Origin of the sequence: Gemmobacter sp. LW-1 (assembly GCF_001303875.1) — a bacterium.
GTDB classification, from domain to species: Bacteria; Pseudomonadota; Alphaproteobacteria; order Rhodobacterales; family Rhodobacteraceae; genus Gemmobacter; species Gemmobacter caeni.
Genome location: NZ_LJSC01000017.1, coordinates 40,087 through 58,659 on the forward strand (window position 1 = coordinate 40,087; position 18,573 = coordinate 58,659).

The 18,573-nt window shown below is 64.8% G+C and carries 18 protein-coding genes; 14 read left to right on the forward strand and 4 right to left on the reverse strand.

The genetic code is table 11. The features are described 5' to 3' along the window. Positions 1-91 precede the first annotated feature (91 nt). The 3 genes from glnA (at position 92) to AO684_RS02715 (ending at position 3,140) form a co-directional block, all read left to right on the forward strand. A complete protein-coding gene (gene glnA, locus AO684_RS02705) occupies positions 92-1,501 on the forward strand; it encodes a type I glutamate--ammonia ligase (protein WP_054301211.1) in 1,410 nt (469 codons plus the stop codon). A 183-nt stretch (positions 1,502-1,684) separates the two neighbouring features. Then, positions 1,685-2,521: a hypothetical protein gene (locus AO684_RS02710; RefSeq protein WP_152968325.1), complete on the forward strand. Its 837-nt coding sequence runs from the start codon at positions 1,685-1,687 to the stop codon at positions 2,519-2,521. A 184-nt stretch (positions 2,522-2,705) separates the two neighbouring features. Further along, positions 2,706-3,140 (forward strand): glyoxalase superfamily protein, encoded by a 435-nt coding sequence (locus AO684_RS02715; RefSeq protein WP_054301213.1) that lies wholly within the window; start codon positions 2,706-2,708, stop codon positions 3,138-3,140. Here the strand turns inward: AO684_RS02715 and AO684_RS02720 are convergent. Both AO684_RS02720 and AO684_RS02725 read right to left on the reverse strand, forming a co-directional pair. After that, positions 3,122-3,733, reverse strand: a complete 612-nt coding sequence (locus tag AO684_RS02720; protein ID WP_054301214.1) for an NAD(P)H-dependent oxidoreductase — start codon at positions 3,731-3,733, stop codon at positions 3,122-3,124. The two genes, AO684_RS02715 and AO684_RS02720, sit on opposite strands and share 19 nt — an antisense overlap. Beyond that, a complete protein-coding gene (locus AO684_RS02725; RefSeq protein ID WP_054301215.1) occupies positions 3,733-4,515 on the reverse strand; it encodes a DUF3445 domain-containing protein in 783 nt (260 codons plus the stop codon). The genes AO684_RS02720 and AO684_RS02725 overlap by 1 nt, the downstream gene beginning before the upstream one ends. Positions 4,516-4,695: 180 nt before the next feature. Between AO684_RS02725 and AO684_RS02730 the strand changes: the two genes are divergently transcribed. From AO684_RS02730 to AO684_RS21715, 3 genes are all read left to right on the forward strand, one after another. Continuing rightward, positions 4,696-6,306, forward strand: coding sequence for a phosphoethanolamine transferase (locus AO684_RS02730; RefSeq protein WP_054301216.1), 1,611 nt, complete (start codon positions 4,696-4,698; stop codon positions 6,304-6,306). Positions 6,307-6,398: 92 nt separating this feature from the next. Continuing rightward, positions 6,399-7,742: a dimethylsulfonioproprionate lyase DddP gene (gene dddP, locus AO684_RS02735; protein WP_054301227.1), complete on the forward strand. Its 1,344-nt coding sequence runs from the start codon at positions 6,399-6,401 to the stop codon at positions 7,740-7,742. A gap of 16 nt (positions 7,743-7,758) precedes the next feature. Beyond that, positions 7,759-8,016, forward strand: a complete 258-nt coding sequence (locus tag AO684_RS21715; protein WP_054301217.1) for a DUF333 domain-containing protein — start codon at positions 7,759-7,761, stop codon at positions 8,014-8,016. 4 nt (positions 8,017-8,020) lie between these two features. Here AO684_RS21715 and AO684_RS21720 read toward each other — a convergent pair whose 3' ends face one another. Continuing rightward, positions 8,021-8,593 carry a TetR/AcrR family transcriptional regulator gene (locus tag AO684_RS21720; RefSeq protein WP_161805979.1) on the reverse strand — a complete coding sequence of 191 codons (573 nt, stop codon included), beginning with the start codon at positions 8,591-8,593 and terminating at the stop codon, positions 8,021-8,023. Positions 8,594-8,671: 78 nt separating this feature from the next. Here AO684_RS21720 and AO684_RS21725 point away from each other — a divergent pair, with 78 nt between their 5' ends. The 7 genes from AO684_RS21725 to AO684_RS02775 all read left to right on the forward strand — a co-directional run bounded on the left by AO684_RS21725 (position 8,672) and on the right by AO684_RS02775 (position 14,460). Further along, positions 8,672-9,256, forward strand: coding sequence for a hypothetical protein (locus tag AO684_RS21725; protein ID WP_161805980.1), 585 nt, complete (start codon positions 8,672-8,674; stop codon positions 9,254-9,256). Between the two features lie 81 nt (positions 9,257-9,337). Then, on the forward strand, positions 9,338-10,642 hold the full coding sequence (purB, locus tag AO684_RS02755; protein ID WP_054301220.1) for an adenylosuccinate lyase: 1,305 nt from the start codon (positions 9,338-9,340) through the stop codon (positions 10,640-10,642). A 184-nt stretch (positions 10,643-10,826) separates the two neighbouring features. Then, the gene (locus AO684_RS02760) at positions 10,827-11,351 is read left to right on the forward strand and encodes a tetratricopeptide repeat protein (RefSeq protein WP_054301221.1); all 525 of its coding nucleotides are present in this window, start codon (positions 10,827-10,829) and stop codon (positions 11,349-11,351) included. 10 nt (positions 11,352-11,361) lie between these two features. After that, positions 11,362-11,508 carry a hypothetical protein gene (locus AO684_RS21730; RefSeq protein ID WP_158640443.1) on the forward strand — a complete coding sequence of 49 codons (147 nt, stop codon included), beginning with the start codon at positions 11,362-11,364 and terminating at the stop codon, positions 11,506-11,508. A gap of 55 nt (positions 11,509-11,563) precedes the next feature. Continuing rightward, a complete protein-coding gene (locus AO684_RS02765; protein ID WP_054301222.1) occupies positions 11,564-12,634 on the forward strand; it encodes a flagellar motor switch protein FliG in 1,071 nt (356 codons plus the stop codon). 72 nt (positions 12,635-12,706) lie between these two features. Next, on the forward strand, positions 12,707-13,585 hold the full coding sequence (locus AO684_RS02770) for a DMT family transporter (RefSeq protein ID WP_054301223.1): 879 nt from the start codon (positions 12,707-12,709) through the stop codon (positions 13,583-13,585). Beyond that, positions 13,582-14,460, forward strand: coding sequence for a lysophospholipid acyltransferase family protein (locus AO684_RS02775; protein WP_054301224.1), 879 nt, complete (start codon positions 13,582-13,584; stop codon positions 14,458-14,460). The genes AO684_RS02770 and AO684_RS02775 overlap by 4 nt, the downstream gene beginning before the upstream one ends. Here AO684_RS02775 and AO684_RS02780 read toward each other — a convergent pair. After that, on the reverse strand, positions 14,457-15,164 hold the full coding sequence (locus AO684_RS02780; protein ID WP_054301228.1) for a thioredoxin family protein: 708 nt from the start codon (positions 15,162-15,164) through the stop codon (positions 14,457-14,459). The genes AO684_RS02775 and AO684_RS02780 overlap by 4 nt on opposite strands. Before the next feature lie 288 nt (positions 15,165-15,452). Between AO684_RS02780 and acnA the strand changes: the two genes are divergently transcribed. Then, entirely contained in the window at positions 15,453-18,206 is a 2,754-nt protein-coding gene (gene acnA / locus AO684_RS02785; protein WP_054301225.1) for an aconitate hydratase AcnA, read from the forward strand. Positions 18,207-18,573: the final 367 nt, after the last annotated feature.

Sequence of the window (18,573 nt, forward strand, 5' to 3'; positions counted from 1 at the left end):
CTTTCACCGACCCCGGCACGCCCGGGGTCCGGCCCCGCCCATACCGGGCCCGCAAGGCCCGCCCCCGACAACCCAACCGAAAGGCAGACTCATGAGCGCAGTCGCTAAGGCTCTGAAACTGATCAAGGACGAAGAGATCGAATATGTCGACGTCCGTTTCACCGATCCGAAAGGCAAACTCCAGCACGTCACGCTGATCGTCGACCTGATCGACGAAGACTTCTTTGAAGAAGGCTTCATGTTCGACGGCTCGTCCATCGCGGGCTGGAAGTCGATTGACCAGTCGGACATGAAACTGATCCCCGATGCGACTTCGGTCTACATCGACCCTTTCTATGCCGAGAAGACGCTGTGCGTGCACTGCGACGTGGTCGAGCCGGACACCGGCGAAGCCTATGACCGCTGCCCGCGCCAGATCGCCAAGAAGGCCGAAGCCTACATGAAGTCCTCGGGCATCGGCGACACTGCCTATTTCGGCCCGGAAGCCGAATTCTTCATCTTCGACGACGTGCGCTACTCGGTCACGCCGCAGAAGGTTGCCTTCTCCATCGACGCGGAGGCCGCGGCATGGAACACCGATGCGGCCATCGAGGGTGGCAACCTCGCCCACCGCGCCGGTCACAAAGGCGGCTACTTCCCGGTCAACCCGATCGACGAAGCCCAGGACCTGCGCGGCGAGATGCTCTCGACCATGAAGCGCATGGGCATGAAGGTCGACAAGCACCACCACGAGGTCGCGACCTGCCAGCACGAACTGGGCATGATCTTCGGTGGTCTGGTCGAACAGGCCGACAACATCCAGAAGTACAAATACGTCATCCACAACGTCGCGGCTGCCTATGGCAAAACCGTGACCTTCATGCCGAAGCCCATGAAGGGCGACAACGGCTCGGGGATGCACGTCAACATGTCGATCTGGAAAGACGGCAAGCCGCTGTTCGCAGGCGACAAATACGCTGACCTGTCGCAGGAGGCGCTGTATTTCATCGGCGGCATCCTGAAGCATGCGAAAGCACTGAACGCCCTGACCAACCCCTCGACCAACAGCTACAAGCGTCTGATCCCGGGCTTCGAGGCTCCGGTGCTGCGGGCCTTCTCGGCGCGCAACCGTTCGGGTTGCGTCCGTATTCCGTGGACCGAATCGCCGAAAGCCAAGCGTGTGGAAGCCCGCTTCCCCGATCCGGCGGCGAACCCCTATCTGGCTTTCGCTGCCCTGCTGATGGCTGGTCTTGACGGCATCAAGAACAAGATCGATCCGGGCCCGGCTTCGGACAAGGATCTTTACGATCTGCCGCCGGAAGAGCTGGCCGAAATCCCGACCGTCTGCGGTTCGCTGCGCGAGGCGCTGGAGGAGCTGGAGAAGGACATGGACTTCCTGCTGGCCGGCGACGTGTTCACCAAGCCGCAGCTTGAGGCCTATATCGGCCTGAAGTGGGAAGAGGTCTATGCCTACGAGCACACCCCCCACCCGGTCGAATATCAGATGTACTACTCCTGCTGATCCCTTTCGGATCGCAGTCGAAGGGCGCCTCCGGGCGCCCTTTGCTTTTGGGCCTCCGGCGCAATTATGGCAAGGATAGGGCATTCCTGCGCAACAATTCCCTGATTTGACCATGCTTCCCCCGCGAGCACGGCACAATCCAGAGGTTAGCTGCCCTCAGAACACGCCTGTTGGAGGTATGCCATGTGGTCACGACCCGACAGTATGATTGCCCAGATTCTGTACACCGGCGGCCCCGTGCCGAACTTTGCCGCGCTCGTCAGCATGATTGACCGGCACCTGACACGCCACTTTCCGGCCGGGCACAGCCTGACCTGGGACCATGATGACATCGCCAGTTTCGACGCAGGCGCACTGCGCCTGCTGCTGGCGAAAAACGAGCCGGCGCCAAGCGGTTACACGGCAAGCCTGACACTTGCTGCCGGTCCGCGTCCTGACCTGGAGGATGGCACCCTGCCGCTGCTGAGCCAGGAAAACCTGTCGCGGGTGCTGACCCAGATTGTCGAAGGCACCCTGCGCCAGCATCCGGCGGAAACCGTTCTGTGGCAACACCGGCCGGAGCCGCTGGATTCCGATCTGGCCGATGCCGTGGCGCTTGGCCTGCCGGCACGCGAGGAGGTCGACTATCTTTCCAACGGCGAATCGGCCAATTTCACGACTGTCCCAACAGTGTGGAGCCCGCATCCCGTACCACAGCCCTCGCCGCAACCCCGACCCGAGATGCGGCACGAAGATGGCCATGACCGTGCCGCCATGGCGCGGGTCAGGGATGCGCTTTATGGCGAGATGCCCGCGGCAGTGACGCCGCAGCCCAAGGCCGAAGCCTCACCGCAGATGCGGCTGGCCGTCCATGCGATGAACTGCACCCTGATCGCCGTGGCGCTGCCTGTCGGCACCGCGATGATGGCTTACAGTTTCCGCAAGGGCGAAAACCTCGCCGCCAGTGCGCGTGCGCTTGCGCTGACTGGCATGGGGCTGGCGCTCTGGCACAATGTGGCATCCTTGCCACTGCCGGTCTGACCCCCTCTTGCGCAAGGTCCGGGCGGGTTCCATATGAACGGCACGGGGCGTCAGGCCCCCGCCGTCCGCAGGGTAAGTGCCCATGGTGAAGCCTGACCCGTGACCCTTTCCTCAAGGTCATCCGGCAAGGCCAATGCGGACAGCTTTGAACGCCCGCTGCATGACCATGCGAAAGGGTTACACCATGACGACGACGATCCCCGCGACCACCGCGATGAAAGCGCAGGCCCGCAGGCTGCGCAGCGCCCTTGGCGCACGCGGCCAGACCCTCAGCCACTCTGCCGCGCTGGAGCTGGTGGCACAGACCCACGGCCTTGCCGACTGGAACACCGCTGCGGCGCTGTCGCCTGCCGGGCAGGCACTGCAACCGCATACGGTGGGCGAGCCGGTGCGCGGCCACTACCTCGGCCAGCCCTTCACCGGACGGGTGCATGCCCTGCGCCGCAAGGGTGCCGCGCATATGGAAATCGAGATCCAGCTGGACCAGCCGGTGAACGTATCCCGCTCGGCCCTGTTCGAGGCGCCCCGGCGACGCATCCGTGCCACCATCGGCCCCGAGGGCCGGTCGATCGGCGCCACCTCGGACGGGGTGCCGCATCTTCAGATTGCGGCGGCCTGATCCATCAGCCGCTCGAGCGCGCGGAGCGCCTGCGCCTCGAATGCCGCAAGCCGCGCCGGGGTCACAGTCTCGGCGCGGTAAAGCGCGGCAAAGCCGAAACGGGCTTTGGGCGCGCAGACCTTCAGCACCCCCCAGCGCAGCACGCGCCGCACCGGGCGCCGCATCACCAGCCAGTCGGCCCAGGCCGGGCCGCCCAGCGTGGTGACGGCAAGCAGGCCGCGCAACCCCGTCAGCCTGCCAGAAATCGGGCCAAGATCGCTGGCGTGGTCATAGGCGTGACCCGGCACCCAGACCCGGTCGATCCAGCCCTTCAGCATCGCGGGCAGACCATACCACCAGGTCGGGAACACCAGCACCACCAGATCGGCGCGTTCAAGCTGCGCCACCTCGGCCGCGACCGCGCGGATATCGTAGGTTTCCGCATAGGTGGACCGCCGCTCTGCCGCCGTCAGCACCGGCGAAAAGCCCGCTGCGTAAAGATCCAGCCGCTCCACCACCGCACCGCGCGCCGTGATCCGATCCGCAAGCAGACGAACCAGATGCCCGGTCAGGCTGTCCTGCAGGGGATGTGCGCTGACCAGAAGAACCCGCATCACAGTCCCGCCGCTGCCATTCCGGCGCGGGCTTCCGGCTCCAGATCCTCCAGCCGCACCAGATAGGTGTGGATAGTGAAGACCACAGCCCGCGTGTCCGGCAGGCGCAGCAGGCATTGCCGCTCGCAGCGCATGTACAGCCGTTCGACCGGCGGCGGGCGGCGGGCACCTTCGGGACGCGGCTGGAACAGCGCCGGATCATCATAGACCAGCGCATTCATCCGCCACAAAGCCTGTTCCGGCCGGATCGCATCAAACAGACGCTGCACCCGGCGGGCCACATCGTCGGTGTAGTGATCGACCGGCACATGGATGCGTGTCATCGCCCGGCCGATCTTTTCGGCCAGGGTCCAGCTTGCCGGAAAGCATAGAACCGCGCCGGTCAGAACATGTTCGGTGCCATCATGCTGAAGAAGGCACAGATCCTCCTGCACCAGACGCCCGGCGGTCATCAGCGGGCGGCTGCGGTCCAGCGGTACGATTACGCCATCGGGGCGCGTCACGGCATCAGCACCGCCCCGGTAACCCGGCACCTTTGCGACCTTCGCCAGCACGGCGGACAGCAGTTCCTCCGCCGCCGCCCTGGCCTGCGGCAGCAGGGCGTGAACCAGAGCCGGATCACTGGCCAGACGCGCGTCACGTTCAGCCATCTGGCCCGCGAAAGCATCATCGGCGCGCAGCCAGTCATCGCCCTCGACCGGCAGGATACCGGGCAGGCGCGCGGTGCGCGGGTCCATCCAGGGAGCGAACGGCAGGCGGGATTGCAGGATCGGCTGTGTCATGGAGCAGAGGCTAGCCTGCCACAAGCACAACCGGAAGGGGGAAGTCCTTGAAAAAACATCTGCAACTCAGGTTGCAGATGACGATATAGCATGTCGGGTACGATTGACCGCCCGTCCTCGTCAGCCCAGATGCCGACCCAGCCCTGCGAGCCTTCAGGCCGCTTAGCCACGGACCCGCGAATGACCCTTCCCCGCCCCAAACCGCTCAGCGCCGCGATGCTCGTCGCGCTGACCTGCCTGTTCATCATGGCCACGGCCAATGCCACGCATTTCCGCAACGGCGCCCGCATCTTCGAAGGCGCCCCCCTGGCCTTCGTGACGCTGGAGGCGGCGCTGTTCTTCCTGTTCTACGCGCTGATCCTGCCGTTCAGCCAGCGCTGGATCGTGAAGCCCGTTCTGGTGTTCCTGCTGCTCGTCTCGGCCTCGGCCTCGCATTTTCTGGAAACCTACGGCACGATCATCGACCGCGAGATGATCCAGAACGTCATGAACACCACCACGACCGAAGCCGGACATCTGATCACATTCGGCTTCATCCGTGACATGCTGATCTTCGGTGTCCTGCCTTCGGCTGTCGTGCTCTGGGTGCCGCTGAAGGATGAGCGCTTCCTGCCGAAGCTGCTGCGCACGGCGGTCATCGCCGTGGTCAGCTTCGCGCTGTGCCTCGGCCTGCTGCTGACTGACTACAGCCGCTTCGCCGCGATCTTCCGCGAACAGAAGGAACTTATGGCGACCTGGAACCCCGGCGCGCCAATCACCGGGACCATCCGCTATGCCAAGCTGATCATGCGCAGCCAGAACATCGTGGTGGCCCCCCTTGGCACCGATGCGAAGGCGGGCCCCTACCTGTCGCAGCCCGGCAAGCCGGTGCTGGCGGTGATCGTGGTGGGCGAGACCGGCCGCGCTGCCAACTGGTCACTGAACGGCTACAGCCGCGACACCAACCCTGAACTGGCGAAACGCGACATCACCTATTTCACCGATGTGACCTCCTGCGGCACCTCCACCGCGGTTTCGGTGCCCTGCATGTTCTCGGCCCTGCCGCGCGAGGATTACACCTACACCAGGGGGCTGTCGCAGGAAAATCTGGTCGATGTGCTGGTCCGCGCCGGGTTTGATGTGAAATGGTGGGACAACAACACCGGCTCGCAGCATGTCGCCAAGCGCATCGGCGAGCAGGAATATGACAAGGAGAAAGATCCGGTGGCCTGCGCGCTGGGGGAATGCGATGACCGTATCCTGCTGAAACAGCTTGCCGCCGAACTGCCGAAGATCACAAAGAATACCGCCATCATCCTGCATACGGTGGGCAGCCACGGCCCGTCCTATTACCTGCGCTACGATCCGGCGACGGCGCCCTTTGCGCCAACCTGCCAGACCGGCGAGCTGGGCAAGTGCAGCAGCGAGCAGATCGTGAACACCTATGACAATACCATCGCTTTCACCGACCGCATTCTGGCCGAAACGGTCGACATGCTGGCGGGGGCGCCGAATGTGGTGTCGGTGATGTATTACGTCTCGGATCATGGCGAGAGTCTGGGTGAGAACGGCCTCTACCTCCATGCGGCGCCCTGGTTCATGGCGCCGCCGGAACAGACCCATGTGCCGATGGTCACCTGGGTCTCGCCCGAGGCCGAAAGCCGGCTGGGCCTGACGAAAGCCTGTCTGGATGCCCGCAAGGCAGATACCCTGTCACACGACAACATGTTTGCGACGGTGCTGGGGATGCTGGACATCCAGACCGAGGCGCGTGACCCGGCGCTGGACCTGACCGCCGACTGCCGCAACTGAGGCTGAGGTCAAGAACGACAGGCGCGCGTCGCATCCCGGCGCGCGCCTTTCCCATGCTGCGGCCCAGTCTGAACCCGGACACGGAGGCCGCCATGCAAAGCTATGCCGATACCCGCCGCAAGATCGACCCGAGCCGGGGTGACCGGCTGGGCGATGGCACCCCCAACGACAATGACCGCGTAGAGATCGGGCCGACCCAGCTTGCCTTTGCCGAATGGGCGGCGGCGGGGCTGGAATTGCCGGACCTCGACCGCATGCGCCATTACCGCTGGGACCGGCTGGTCAGGGCGCTGGTGGCGCGCGATGTGGGCGGCCTTCTGATGTTCGACCCGCTGAACATCCGCTATGCCACCGACACCACCAACATGCAGCTCTGGAACAGCCACAACCCGTTCCGTGCCTGCCTGATCTGCGCTGACGGGCATATGGTGGTATGGGAATACAAGAACTCGCCCTTCCTCGTGACCTTCAACCCGCTGGTGAAGGAACTGCGCTCGGGCGCGAGCTTCTTCTACAACGTCTGCGGCGACCGCACCGCGCAGGACGCCGGTTCATTCGCCGCGCAGGTGGACGAAGTGATGCGCGCCCATGCCGGGGCAAACCGGCGGCTGGCGGTGGACAAGATCATGGTCCACGGCTTGCGCGCGCTGGAAGCGGCGGGGTTCGAGGTGCTGGAGGGCGAAATCATCACGGAACGCACCCGCGCCATCAAGGGCCCGGACGAGATTCTGGCCATGCGCTGCGCCCACCACGCCTGCGAATCCGCCATTGCCGGGATGGAAGCGTTCACACGGGAAAACGTGCCGAAGGGCGGCGTGTCCGAGGATGACATCTGGGCCGAACTGCACAAGGGCAACATCCGCCGGGGCGGCGAATGGATCGAGACGCGGCTTCTCGCCTCCGGTCCCCGCACGAACCCATGGTTTCAGGAATGCGGGCCGCGAATCGTTCAGAACAATGAAATCGTCGCCTTCGACACCGATCTGATCGGCAGCTACGGCATCTGTATCGACATCAGCCGCAGCTGGTGGATCGGCGACGCACGGCCCTCGAATGCGATGATTTCCGCGATGAACCATGGGCTTGACCATATCCGCGACCATCAGGCCCGGCTGAAACCCGGTGTCACTATCCGCGAACTGACCTTCGGCGGGCATCAGCTGGAAGATCGCTACTGGAAGCAGAAATACTCCTGCAAGATGCACGGGGTCGGGCTGTGCGACGAATGGCCCTTCGTGCCCTACCCCGATGGCTGGGTGGATGGCGCTTTCGAGGTCGCACTGGAACCGGGCATGGTGCTTTGCACCGAGGCGCTGATCAGCCCGGAGGGCGGAGACTTCTCGATCAAGCTTGAAGATCAGGTGCTGATTACGGAGAATGGCTGCGAGAACCTGACCCGCTATCCCTTCGACCCGCGCCTGACGGGCGAAGCCTGACCGACGGAGCCCGCCAATGCCCTTCCGCCCCGCCCTTGCCTTTGCCGCTCTGGCCCTTTGCGCGGGATGCGGTGGCGGGGGTGGCCGGCAGGCGGCCGAAGCGTCGAACAGCCGCTGGGCCAGCATGTCGAACCCCGCCTCGCAATATTGCGCAGAACTGGGCGGGCGACTGGAGATGCGGCAGGAACAGGCGGGCGAGGCGGGCTATTGCCATATGCCCGACGGCACCGTGGTCGAGGAGTGGCAGCTTTATCGCGGCAAGAACGCGCTCTGACCCGTCAGGGCAGCAGCGCATCCAGTTGCACCTCCAGCCCCGCACGCATATCGGCGCCTGTGGTCAGGCGCAGCTCCATCAGCCCCAGCGTCGCGGCATAGAAGAGCCGCGCCGCCTGTGCCGGATCATCGTGACGGGCTTGCGAGAAAAAGCCTTCCAGCACCGCCAGCCGCCGCGCATCCATCGCCGCCACCGCCTGCGCGACCTGTGGTTCGGTCCGCGCCCAGCCACGCAGCGCGGGCTCGACACCGGCGCCACCGTAAGCTGCGGGCGGTGCAACGGAAATCCGCCCGATCAGCGCCTGTAGCGCCGCCCGCCCCTCGGCCCCGCTGGCCAGCACTGTGGTGGTGATCTCTTCTTCCGCCAGCCGCTGCCACAGTGCGACCATCTGCACCTTCAGTGCCGCCAGATCAGCGAAATGCCAGTAGAACGAGCCCTTGCTGGTTCCAAGACCACGCGCCAGCGGCTCCACCCGCAGCGCGGGGGCGCCGCCGTTCACCAGCGCCCTGAATCCCGCCGCAATCCAGTCGCGAGGGGTCAGGCGGGTGCGGTCTGTCTGCAAGGCAGGTATGGTCATGCGCGAACCATACGATAGCGTATGGACTCGGGGCAAGCAGCCATGCCACAAACCATACGCAACCGTATGGAATCGGCCATGTCCCTGCATCGCCTCACGGCCCTGGCACTGGCCGCCTTCCTGATCAGCCACCTTGCGCATCACCTGGCGGGGCTGATCGCCGGACCGGCGGTGCATCTGGCGCTCTCGGCCCCCTTCCGCGCCTTCTGGCGGCAGCCGGTTGTCGAGGTCTTGCTGCTGACCGCCTTCGCGGTGCAGATCACCACTGGCCTGCGCCTGTTGTGGCGTGGAAGGGCCTGGCGCTGGCGCGGCCTGCGCCGCTGGCAGGCACTGTCCGGCGTCACCCTCGTGGGGTTCCTCTGTATCCACATCGGCGCGGTGCTGGCCGCCCGCGCCACGGGCACTGACACCAACCTGCATTTCGCCGCCGCCGGGATGCAATCCGGCCTCTGGGCGCTGTTCTTCGCGCCCTATTACACCGCCGCCGTGACCGCGCTTGGCGTGCATACCGGCATCGCGCTGAGGCGCCGCACCGGGCAGCACTGGGCCTTCCCCCTGCTGACCGCCGCCGGGCTGGCGCTGGGGATCGGCCTTGTTCTGCTGATGGCGGGCCTGATTCATGATTACACTGTGCCGCAGGAATGGCGCGCCGCTTTCGGATAATGCACCGCCGCCACCTTGCCAGCCCGGCCCTTGCGGATTAAGGGGGCGCAACCCCGCATCCCCGTCAGGAAAGGCCCGCCGATGATCCCGCGCTACTCCCGCCCCGAGATGGTCGCCATCTGGTCGCCCGAGACCAAGTTCCGCATCTGGTATGAGATCGAGGCGCATGCCTGCGACGCGCAGGCCCAGCTTGGCGTGATCCCCAAGGCCAATGCCGAGGCCGTCTGGCGCGCGAAGGATGTGGAATTCGACGTGGCCCGCATCGACGAAATCGAGGCGGTGACCAAGCATGACGTCATCGCCTTCCTGACCCACCTGGCCGAACATATCGGCTCGGAAGACGCGCGTTTTGTCCATCAGGGCATGACCTCGTCGGATGTGCTGGACACCACGCTGAACATCCAGCTTGTCCGCGCCGCCGACATCCTGCTGGCCGATATGGACCGGGTTCTGGCCGCGTTGAAGACCCGCGCGTTTGAGCACAAGGATACCGTGCGCATCGGGCGCAGCCATGGCATCCATGCCGAACCGACCACCATGGGCCTGACCTTCGCGCGGTTCTATGCTGAAATGGATCGCGGCCGTGCCCGTCTGGTCGCCGCGCGCGAGGAAATCCGCACCGGCGCGATTTCAGGCGCCGTCGGCACCTTCGCCAATATCGACCCTTTCGTGGAGGAATATGTCTGCGAAAAGCTGGGTCTGGTGCCGGAGCCCGTCTCGACCCAGGTCATCCCGCGTGACCGCCACGCCATGTTCTTCGCCACGCTGGGCGTCATCGCCTCGTCGATCGAGAATATCGCCATCGAGATCCGCCACATGCAGCGCACCGAGGTGCTGGAGGCGGAAGAATTCTTCAGCCCTGGCCAGAAGGGTTCGTCGGCCATGCCGCACAAGCGCAACCCGGTGCTGACCGAAAACCTGACCGGCCTCGCGCGGCTGGTGCGCATGTCGGTGGTGCCGGCGATGGAGAATGTGGCGCTCTGGCATGAACGCGACATCAGCCATTCCAGCGTCGAACGCGCCATCGGCCCGGATACGACCGTGACGCTCGACTTCGCGCTGAACCGTCTGGCGGGGGTGATCGAGAAGCTGGTGATCTACCCCGAGAACATGCTGAAGAACATGAACAAGTTCAAAGGGCTGGTCATGTCGCAGCGCGTGCTTCTGGCGCTGACTCAGGCAGGGGTAAGCCGCGAGGATGCCTACCGTCTGGTGCAGCGCAATGCGATGAAGGTCTGGGAAAAAGGCGCCGATTTCAAGACCGAACTGCTGGCTGACCCGGAAGTGACCGCCGCCCTGTCGCCCGCCGAGATCGAGGAGAAATTCGATCTGGGCTATCACACCAAACATGTGGATACGATCTTCGCCCGGGTGTTCCGCGCGTAACAGCGCCGGGCGCAGGAGGGTGGCATTTCAGTGGGGCGGGCCGTTGGGCCTGCCCCTTTTTTCATCGAAAGGCCCCGTTTCCCTTGAAAGATCCGGCGGGTATCGGACCAAGGTCCGGCCCATGCAGGTTCCACACCCTGAAAGGCCGGAAACGTGGTATCCTTTCCCAAACCGGAGAACCGCCATGCGCCTGATCCCTGCACTACTGCTTGCCGTCACGCCCTTCGCCGCCTTCGCCGCCGGGTCTGATGACACCGAGCCGCCGAAACCCACCGAAACATCGCAGACCTGCAAGAACGGTCAGGTCTGGGACGACAAGACCAGGGCCTGCGTGAACCCCGAGGAATCGCGGCTGGACGACGACGCCCGCTTCCGTGCCGTACGCGAACTGGCCTGGGCCGGACGCCCCGCCGACGCGCGCCGGGTGCTGGCTGCCATGCACGAAGGCGACAGCGACCGCGTGATGACCTATGACGCCTTCACCCTGCGGATTTCCGGCCGGATCGAGGAAGGGCTGGCCCGTTATGAACAGGCGATTTCGGCCAATCCCGCCAATATCCTCGCCCGCAGCTATTACGGGCAGGCTCTTGTTCTGCAAGGTGAATACGGCATGGCCCGTGAACAGCTCGCCGCCATCGACAACCGTGCAAGCTGGGCCTGGCGTGCCCTGAGCCATGCCATCGAGACCGGAGAAACCGCCAACTATTAAGGAGGGAACCATGCGCCTCAGAATTGCTGTTCTTGTCTGCCTCGCCCTGCCTGCCCCCGTGCTGGCCGAAGGCTGCCACCAGCAAACCGCCATGAACTGCGCCGAAGGGATGCAGTGGAACGCAGGCACCAAATCCTGCGAACCCATCTCCAGCTAAGCGCCCGTTAACCGGCGCCTGTCAGCCTGACCCCGGAAGAATCACCGGAGGCGACATGGCGCAGGCGCTTGCTCGGATCAAACCTGTCCAGATTGCCGTGCCCCGGCCACCGGGCACGGCGCTGCATTTGTCACGGCGGCAGAAGGCGGCAATCATCGTGCGGCTGATGCTGGCCGAAGGCTCACCCCTGCCGCTGTCCTCGTTGCCCGAGGCGATGCAGACCGAACTCGCACAGCAGATCGGCGAAATGCGGCTGGTGGATCGCGGCACGGTGGCGGCGGTGGTTGCGGAATTTCTGGAGGAACTGGAACAGGTCGGGCTCAGCTTCCCCGGCGGTCTGGAGGGCGCATTGTCCCTGATGGACGGGCATATTTCCGGCGCGGCGGCGGCGCGGCTGCGCCGGATGGTGGGGCTGCGCCCCGATGCCGACCCATGGGACCGGATCACCGCCCTGCCCCCCGATCTGCTGCGCCCGATGCTGGAGGTTGAAAGTACCGAAATCGCTGCCATCATGCTGTCAAAACTGCCCGTGACGAAGGCGGCGGCGCTGCTGGGCAAGCTGCCCGGCGACAAGGCGCGGCGCGTCGCCTATGCCATGTCACGCACCGCCAATGTCGATCCGGGCACGGTGCGGCGGATCGGGATGTCGCTGCTGACCCAGCTCGACAACCAGCCCGCCAAGGCCTTTGATGCGGGGCCGGTGGAACGGGTGGGGGCGATCCTCAATGTCTCCCCCGCCGTCACGCGAGAGGAGGTCTTGCAAGGGCTGGACGAAACCGATCAGGGCTTTGCCGAACAGGTGCGCAAGGCGATTTTCACCTTCGTGCACCTGCCGCAACGTGTGGCCCCGCGCGATGTGCCGCGCCTGACCCGCGCGGTGGACCAGCCGACGCTGGTCACCGCACTGGCAGGCGCCCGCAGCCCCGATCAGCAGGCGGCGGCAGAATTTATCCTCTCGAACCTCTCGCAACGTATGGCGCAAACCCTGCGTGAGGAAATCGCCGAACGCGGCAAGGTGCGGGACCGTGACGCCGAAGCCGCCATGACCAGCGTGATCGAGGCGGTTCGCGGCATGGAACGTGAGGGCGAACTGACGCTTATCCGCAGTGAGGAAGAGGAGGAATGACCCTGCCCACCGCGTCTTGCCCTTCCCGCGCCCCGCCCCTAGGGTCTGCCGGACCCAGACAGGCGAAGGCAGATGCACCAGACCGAAACCACCCGTGGCATCCTGCTGATGCTGATCGCCATTGCGACCTTCACCAGCATGGATGCACTGGCCAAGACCATGGTGGCCGATTACCCGGCACTTCAGGTGGTCTGGGCACGCTATACAGGGCAGACCGTTATCGTGACGCTGGTCTTCCTGCCGCGTCTGCACCAGCTCTTGCGCACGCGGCATCCGGGCCTTCAGGCGCTGCGCTCGCTGTTCCAGTTCGGCGCGACGGCCTTTTTCTTCCTCAGCCTCGGGCATATTGGCCTCGCGGAGGCGACCGCGATCACCGATCTGAATCCGGTTCTGATCACACTGGGCGCGGCACTGTTCCTGGGCGAGAGGCTGGGCCCGCGCCGGCTGGTCGGGATTGGCCTTTCGCTCGTGGGGGCGATGATCATCATTCGCCCCGGTCTGGGCGTATTCCAGCCCGCCGCCCTGCTGCCGCTGGCATGCGCCTGCTGCTATGCCGCCTTCGCGCTGGCGACCCGCTATGTTGGCCGCAGCGAGGGGTCATCGACCGCACTGCTGTACTCCGCGCTGTTCGGCACATTTGCCACCAGCGTTATGATGCCGGGTATCTGGCAACCCATTGCCAGTGCCGACCTCTGGAAATTCCTGCTGATCGGCGCGCTGGGGTCGGTGGCGCAATTCTTTCTGATCCGCGCCTTCACGGTGGCGGAAGCCTCGGCCATCGCTCCTTTCGGCTATGTCGGGATCATCTTCGCGACAGGCTGGGGCGTGCTGCTGTTCGACGAATGGCCCGATCTCTGGACTGTCGTCGGCGCCCTTGTGATCGTGGGGGCGGGCCTCTATGTCTGGCATCGCGAAACGCGGGATCGCCCGCGCCACCCGAGACCGGAATGAAACCATCGGAAAAGCCGCGATTCCGCCTGGATCACTGGCTTCAGAACCTCGTCCTGCGTGGCCTGATCGGGACGCTGCTGACCCTGCCCTATCGCTGGCGGGTGCCGCTTTGCGGCTGGATCTTCGCGCGGGTCATCGCCCCGCTGGCAGGCTATGACCGGCGCATCCGTGACAATCTGGCCCGGATCTTCCCCGACATGCCCGAGCCCGAGGTCCGCCGCATGTTGCGCGCGGTGCCTGACAATGTGGGGCGCACGGTGATCGAACTGTATTCGGGCGCCCCTTTCATCGAACGGGCACTGGCCGCGCCGATGCACGGCCCCGGACTTGCCGCGCTGGAAGAGGCGCGGGCGGCGAACCGCCCCGTGGTGCTGGTGACCGGGCATTTCGGCAATTACGATGCCAGCCGCGCCGCGCTGATCGCACGGGGATTCCGCGTTGGCGGCCTTTATCGCCCGATGACCAACCGCTATTTCAACGCGCATTACGTCGCCGCCATATCGCGCATTGGCACGCCGCTGTTCGCGCGCGGGCGGCAGGGCATGGCCGGGATGATCCGCTTCCTGCGCGAAGGCGGGATTCTGGGCATTGTGCAGGACCAGCACATGAACTTGGGCGTGAAGCTGAAATTCTTCGGCCATGACGCGATGACAGCGCTGTCGGCGGCTGAACTGGCCCTGAAATATCACGCGCTGGTGGTGCCGACCTATGCAATCCGGCAGGAAAACGGGCTGGATTTCGACATTCTGGTCGACGCGCCGATCCCTCATACGACAGCAGAACAGATGACCCAGGCACTAAACGACCATCTGGAGGCGCATGTGCGCGACCATCTGGATCAGTGGTTCTGGATACACAAACGCTGGAAGGTTTAGTTCACGCGTTGCGCGGCCAGAATCTCTGCCGGACCGGCGCGCTGGATCAGAACCACCGCAGGTTCATCCCCCGCCAGCGGCAGCGTGAGGTCAAGCGGCGGCTGGCCCGGCCATTCGGCCACCGGCTGCCAGTCGGTGACGATGTTGCGGTAGGTCACAGTACGGCCCGCATTCTCGCCGCGTTCAATATTCACGGTTTCCTCGGGGCGATACCGGACAAGCTGAATTTTCATCGGCAGGCCCGGCCCCTCGGCCGATTGCGCGCGGACGCGGATCTGCCCGCCCTCGTGCTGCACCTCCAGTGTCACCGGCGACCCGGCCCCCCGCGCGCTGCGAATGGCCTCCAGCACGGCTTCGGGGTCATTGCCTTCCACCCGCGTGCCGCCATTCACGATCATCTGCGGGGTATAGATCGTGCGGCTGCGCACGGCGCGGGCATAGGCTTTCTGGCGGGCGGTAAAGCCGGGCTGGGCCAGATGGTCCTCCCAGCCGATGTAGTCCCAGTAATCGACATGCAGGGCCAGCGGGATAACGGCGGGATCGGCGGCCAGCGTCGCCAGCAGGTCATCGGCGGGCGGACAGGACGAACAGCCCTGCGAGGTATAAAGCTCCACCACCACCGGCCGGTCGGCTGCCGTTTGCGCCTGCCCGGCCACGGCAAAAGCAAGCCAGAGGCCGCATGCGGCTTTGAGTGCATCGCGCATCATGGTCTTCCCGATCCCCTCGTGATGTATCGGTTCTAGCCAACAAGCCCCCCGCTTGCCAATCAAGGTTTTGCGAGAGCCCGCGAGGCAGCGTATCCTGACGCCGGGCGACCTGCGGGCGGTGCCCGGCAAAACCGTGCCGAGCGGATCAGAAAGCGCTGGATTTTCGGCATACAATTGCATACAAAGCCCGCAGATTCCCTTGCGTGATGCGCCGCATTGCGGCATGACCGGAGGGAATACCACGGACCCGAGCCCGAATTTCCGAGCCACAGCCAGGAGGCGACCATGACCGTCACCGTCGGACACGACAGCAGCAAAACGAGAAAGACCCTGACCGCAGGCGGCCAGTCGGTCGCCTATTACTCGATCCCCGCCGCCGAAGCCGCCGGTCTGGGCGAGTTCGCCAAACTCCCGGCCGCGCTGAAGGTCGTGCTGGAAAACATGCTGCGCTTCGAGGATGGCAAGACCGTTTCGGTCGATGACATCCGTGCCTTTTCGGACTGGGGCAAGATGGGCGGCAAAAACCCGCGCGAGATCGCCTACCGCCCCGCCCGCGTGCTGATGCAGGATTTCACCGGCGTTCCGGCCGTGGTGGACCTTGCCGCGATGCGTGACGGCATCATCGGCCTTGGCGGCGATGCACAGAAGATCAACCCGCTGAACCCGGTTGACCTCGTGATCGACCACTCGGTGATGATCGACGAATACGGCCATCCCCGCGCCTTCCAGATGAACGTGGACCGCGAATACGAGCGGAACATGGAGCGTTACGTCTTCCTGAAATGGGGTCAGAAGGCGTTCAACAACTTCCGCGTGGTGCCGCCCGGCACCGGCATCTGCCACCAGGTGAACCTGGAATACCTCTCGCAGACCGTCTGGACCGATACCGACCAGAATGGTGAACTGGTTGCCTATCCCGACACGCTGGTCGGCACCGACAGCCACACCACGATGGTGAACGGTCTGGCCGTGCTGGGTTGGGGCGTGGGCGGCATCGAGGCCGAAGCGGCGATGCTGGGCCAGCCGGTTTCCATGCTGATCCCCGAGGTCGTGGGCTTCAAGCTGACCGGGCAGATGATGGAAGGCACCACCGCCACCGACCTCGTGCTGAAGGTCGTGCAGATGCTGCGCAAGCATGGGGTGGTGAACAAGTTCGTCGAATTCTACGGCGAAGGTCTGGATCACCTGCCGCTGGCCGACCGCGCGACGATTGCCAACATGGCCCCGGAATACGGCGCCACCTGCGGCTTCTTCCCGATCGACAACGAAACCCTGCGCTACCTGCGCAACACCGGTCGCGAGGAATCGCGGATCGCGCTGGTCGAAGCCTATGCCAAGGAAAACGGCATGTGGCGCGGCCCGGATTATGACCCGGTCTACACCTCGACCCTGCATCTCGACATGTCGGAAATCGTGCCCGCCATCTCGGGTCCGAAGCGTCCGCAGGACTACGTTCCGCTGAACCTTGCCTCGCAGGGCTTCTACAAGGTCGTGTCGGATTACCGTGGCGTCGATCTGTCGAAAGCCGCCGACGAAATGGCCGGTGAAGGCGCCGTGGCAACCGCCCCGGCCACCGATCCGCGCAAGACCGTCAAGGTCGAGGGCAGGGATTTCACCCTGACCGACGGCGATGTGGTGATCGCCGCCATTACCTCCTGCACCAATACCTCGAACCCCTATGTGATGATCGGGGCAGGTCTGGTCGCGCGCAAGGCCCGTGCGCTGGGTCTGAACCGCAAGCCCTGGGTGAAAACCTCGCTGGCGCCGGGATCGCAGGTCGTGGCGGAATATCTGAACGCTGCCGGGCTTCAGGAAGATCTGGACGCCGTGGGCTTCAACCTCGCCGGTTTCGGCTGCACCACCTGCATCGGCAACTCGGGTCCGCTGGGCGATCCGGCGATTTCCAAGGCTATCCAGGAAAACGATCTGGTGGCAACCGCCGTGCTGTCGGGCAACCGCAACTTCGAGGGCCGGATTTCGCCCGACGTGCGCGCCAACTATCTGGCCTCGCCGCCGCTGGTCGTGGCCTATGCCATCGCCGGGTCGCTGAACATCGACCTGACAGTCGATCCCATCGGCCAGGACAAGGACGGCAAGGATGTTTTCCTGAAGGACATCTGGCCGACCAACCGCGAAGTGGCGGATCTGGTGGAAAAGACCGTGACCCGCGAGGCGTTCCAGACCAAATACGCCGACGTGTTCAAGGGCGACGAAAAGTGGCAGGCGGTGGAGATCACCGACAGCGAAACCTACGACTGGCCGCCGAGCTCGACCTATATCCAGAACCCGCCCTACTTCCAGGGCATGGGCAAGTCGAAAGGTGTGATCAACGACATCGAGGGTGCCCGCGTTCTGGCGCTGCTGGGTGACATGATCACCACCGACCACATCTCGCCCGCCGGTTCGTTCAAGGCGACCACCCCGGCCGGAAAATATCTGTCGGAGCGTCAGGTTCCGGTGTCCGAGTTCAACTCCTACGGGGCCCGGCGCGGCAACCACGAGGTGATGATGCGCGGCACCTTCGCCAATATCCGCATCAAGAACGAGATGCTGGATGGCGTTGAAGGCGGCTACACCAAGGGGCCGGATGGTCAGCAGACCTCAATCTATGACGCGTCGATGGCCTATCAGGCCGAAGGCACGCCGCTGGTCATCTTTGGTGGCGTCGAATACGGCGCAGGCTCGTCGCGGGACTGGGCTGCGAAAGGCACCGCGCTGCTGGGCGTGAAAGCCGTGATCGCGGAATCGTTCGAGCGTATCCACCGGTCCAACCTCGTCGGGATGGGCGTCATCCCGTTCGAGTTCACCGGCGGCGACACCCGCAAGACGCTGGGCCTGAAGGGCGATGAGGTCGTGGCGATCCATGGTCTTGCCGGTGACCTGAAACCGCTGAGCCTGGTGCCCTGCACCATCAAATACGCGGATGGCACCGAGAAGACGATCCAGATCAAGTGCCGCATCGATACGGCCATCGAGATCGAATATGTCGAAAATGGCGGCGTGCTGCACTATGTGCTGCGCAACCTCGCCTCGGCCTGATCGGCACTGAACGGACAGCAAGGGCCCCGGAGCGATCCGGGGCCTTTCGCATTTCCGGCGGCGTGGATACCGTGCGGGCGCAGAAAGGTGCTGCAAGGGGGGGTGAACCCCGCGCAGTGCCGCGTTATACAGGAACCGAAGCGCGCGGCGGCAAGCTGCTGCGTCAGGGCAAAGCGGATGGGCGGGACAACCGCCAGAGCGGTGGAGGCAGATATGCGCGGGTTTCTGTCAGGCGTGATTTCAGGCGGGATCGTGGGGGTGCTGGGCCTTGGTGTCCTGTCGCAACTGGCGCCGCCCCCGGCCGGACGTCCGGCCCCGGCAGCCGAGGTCGCCAATGTGGATGCGCCGCCGGTCACGGTGCCTGAGG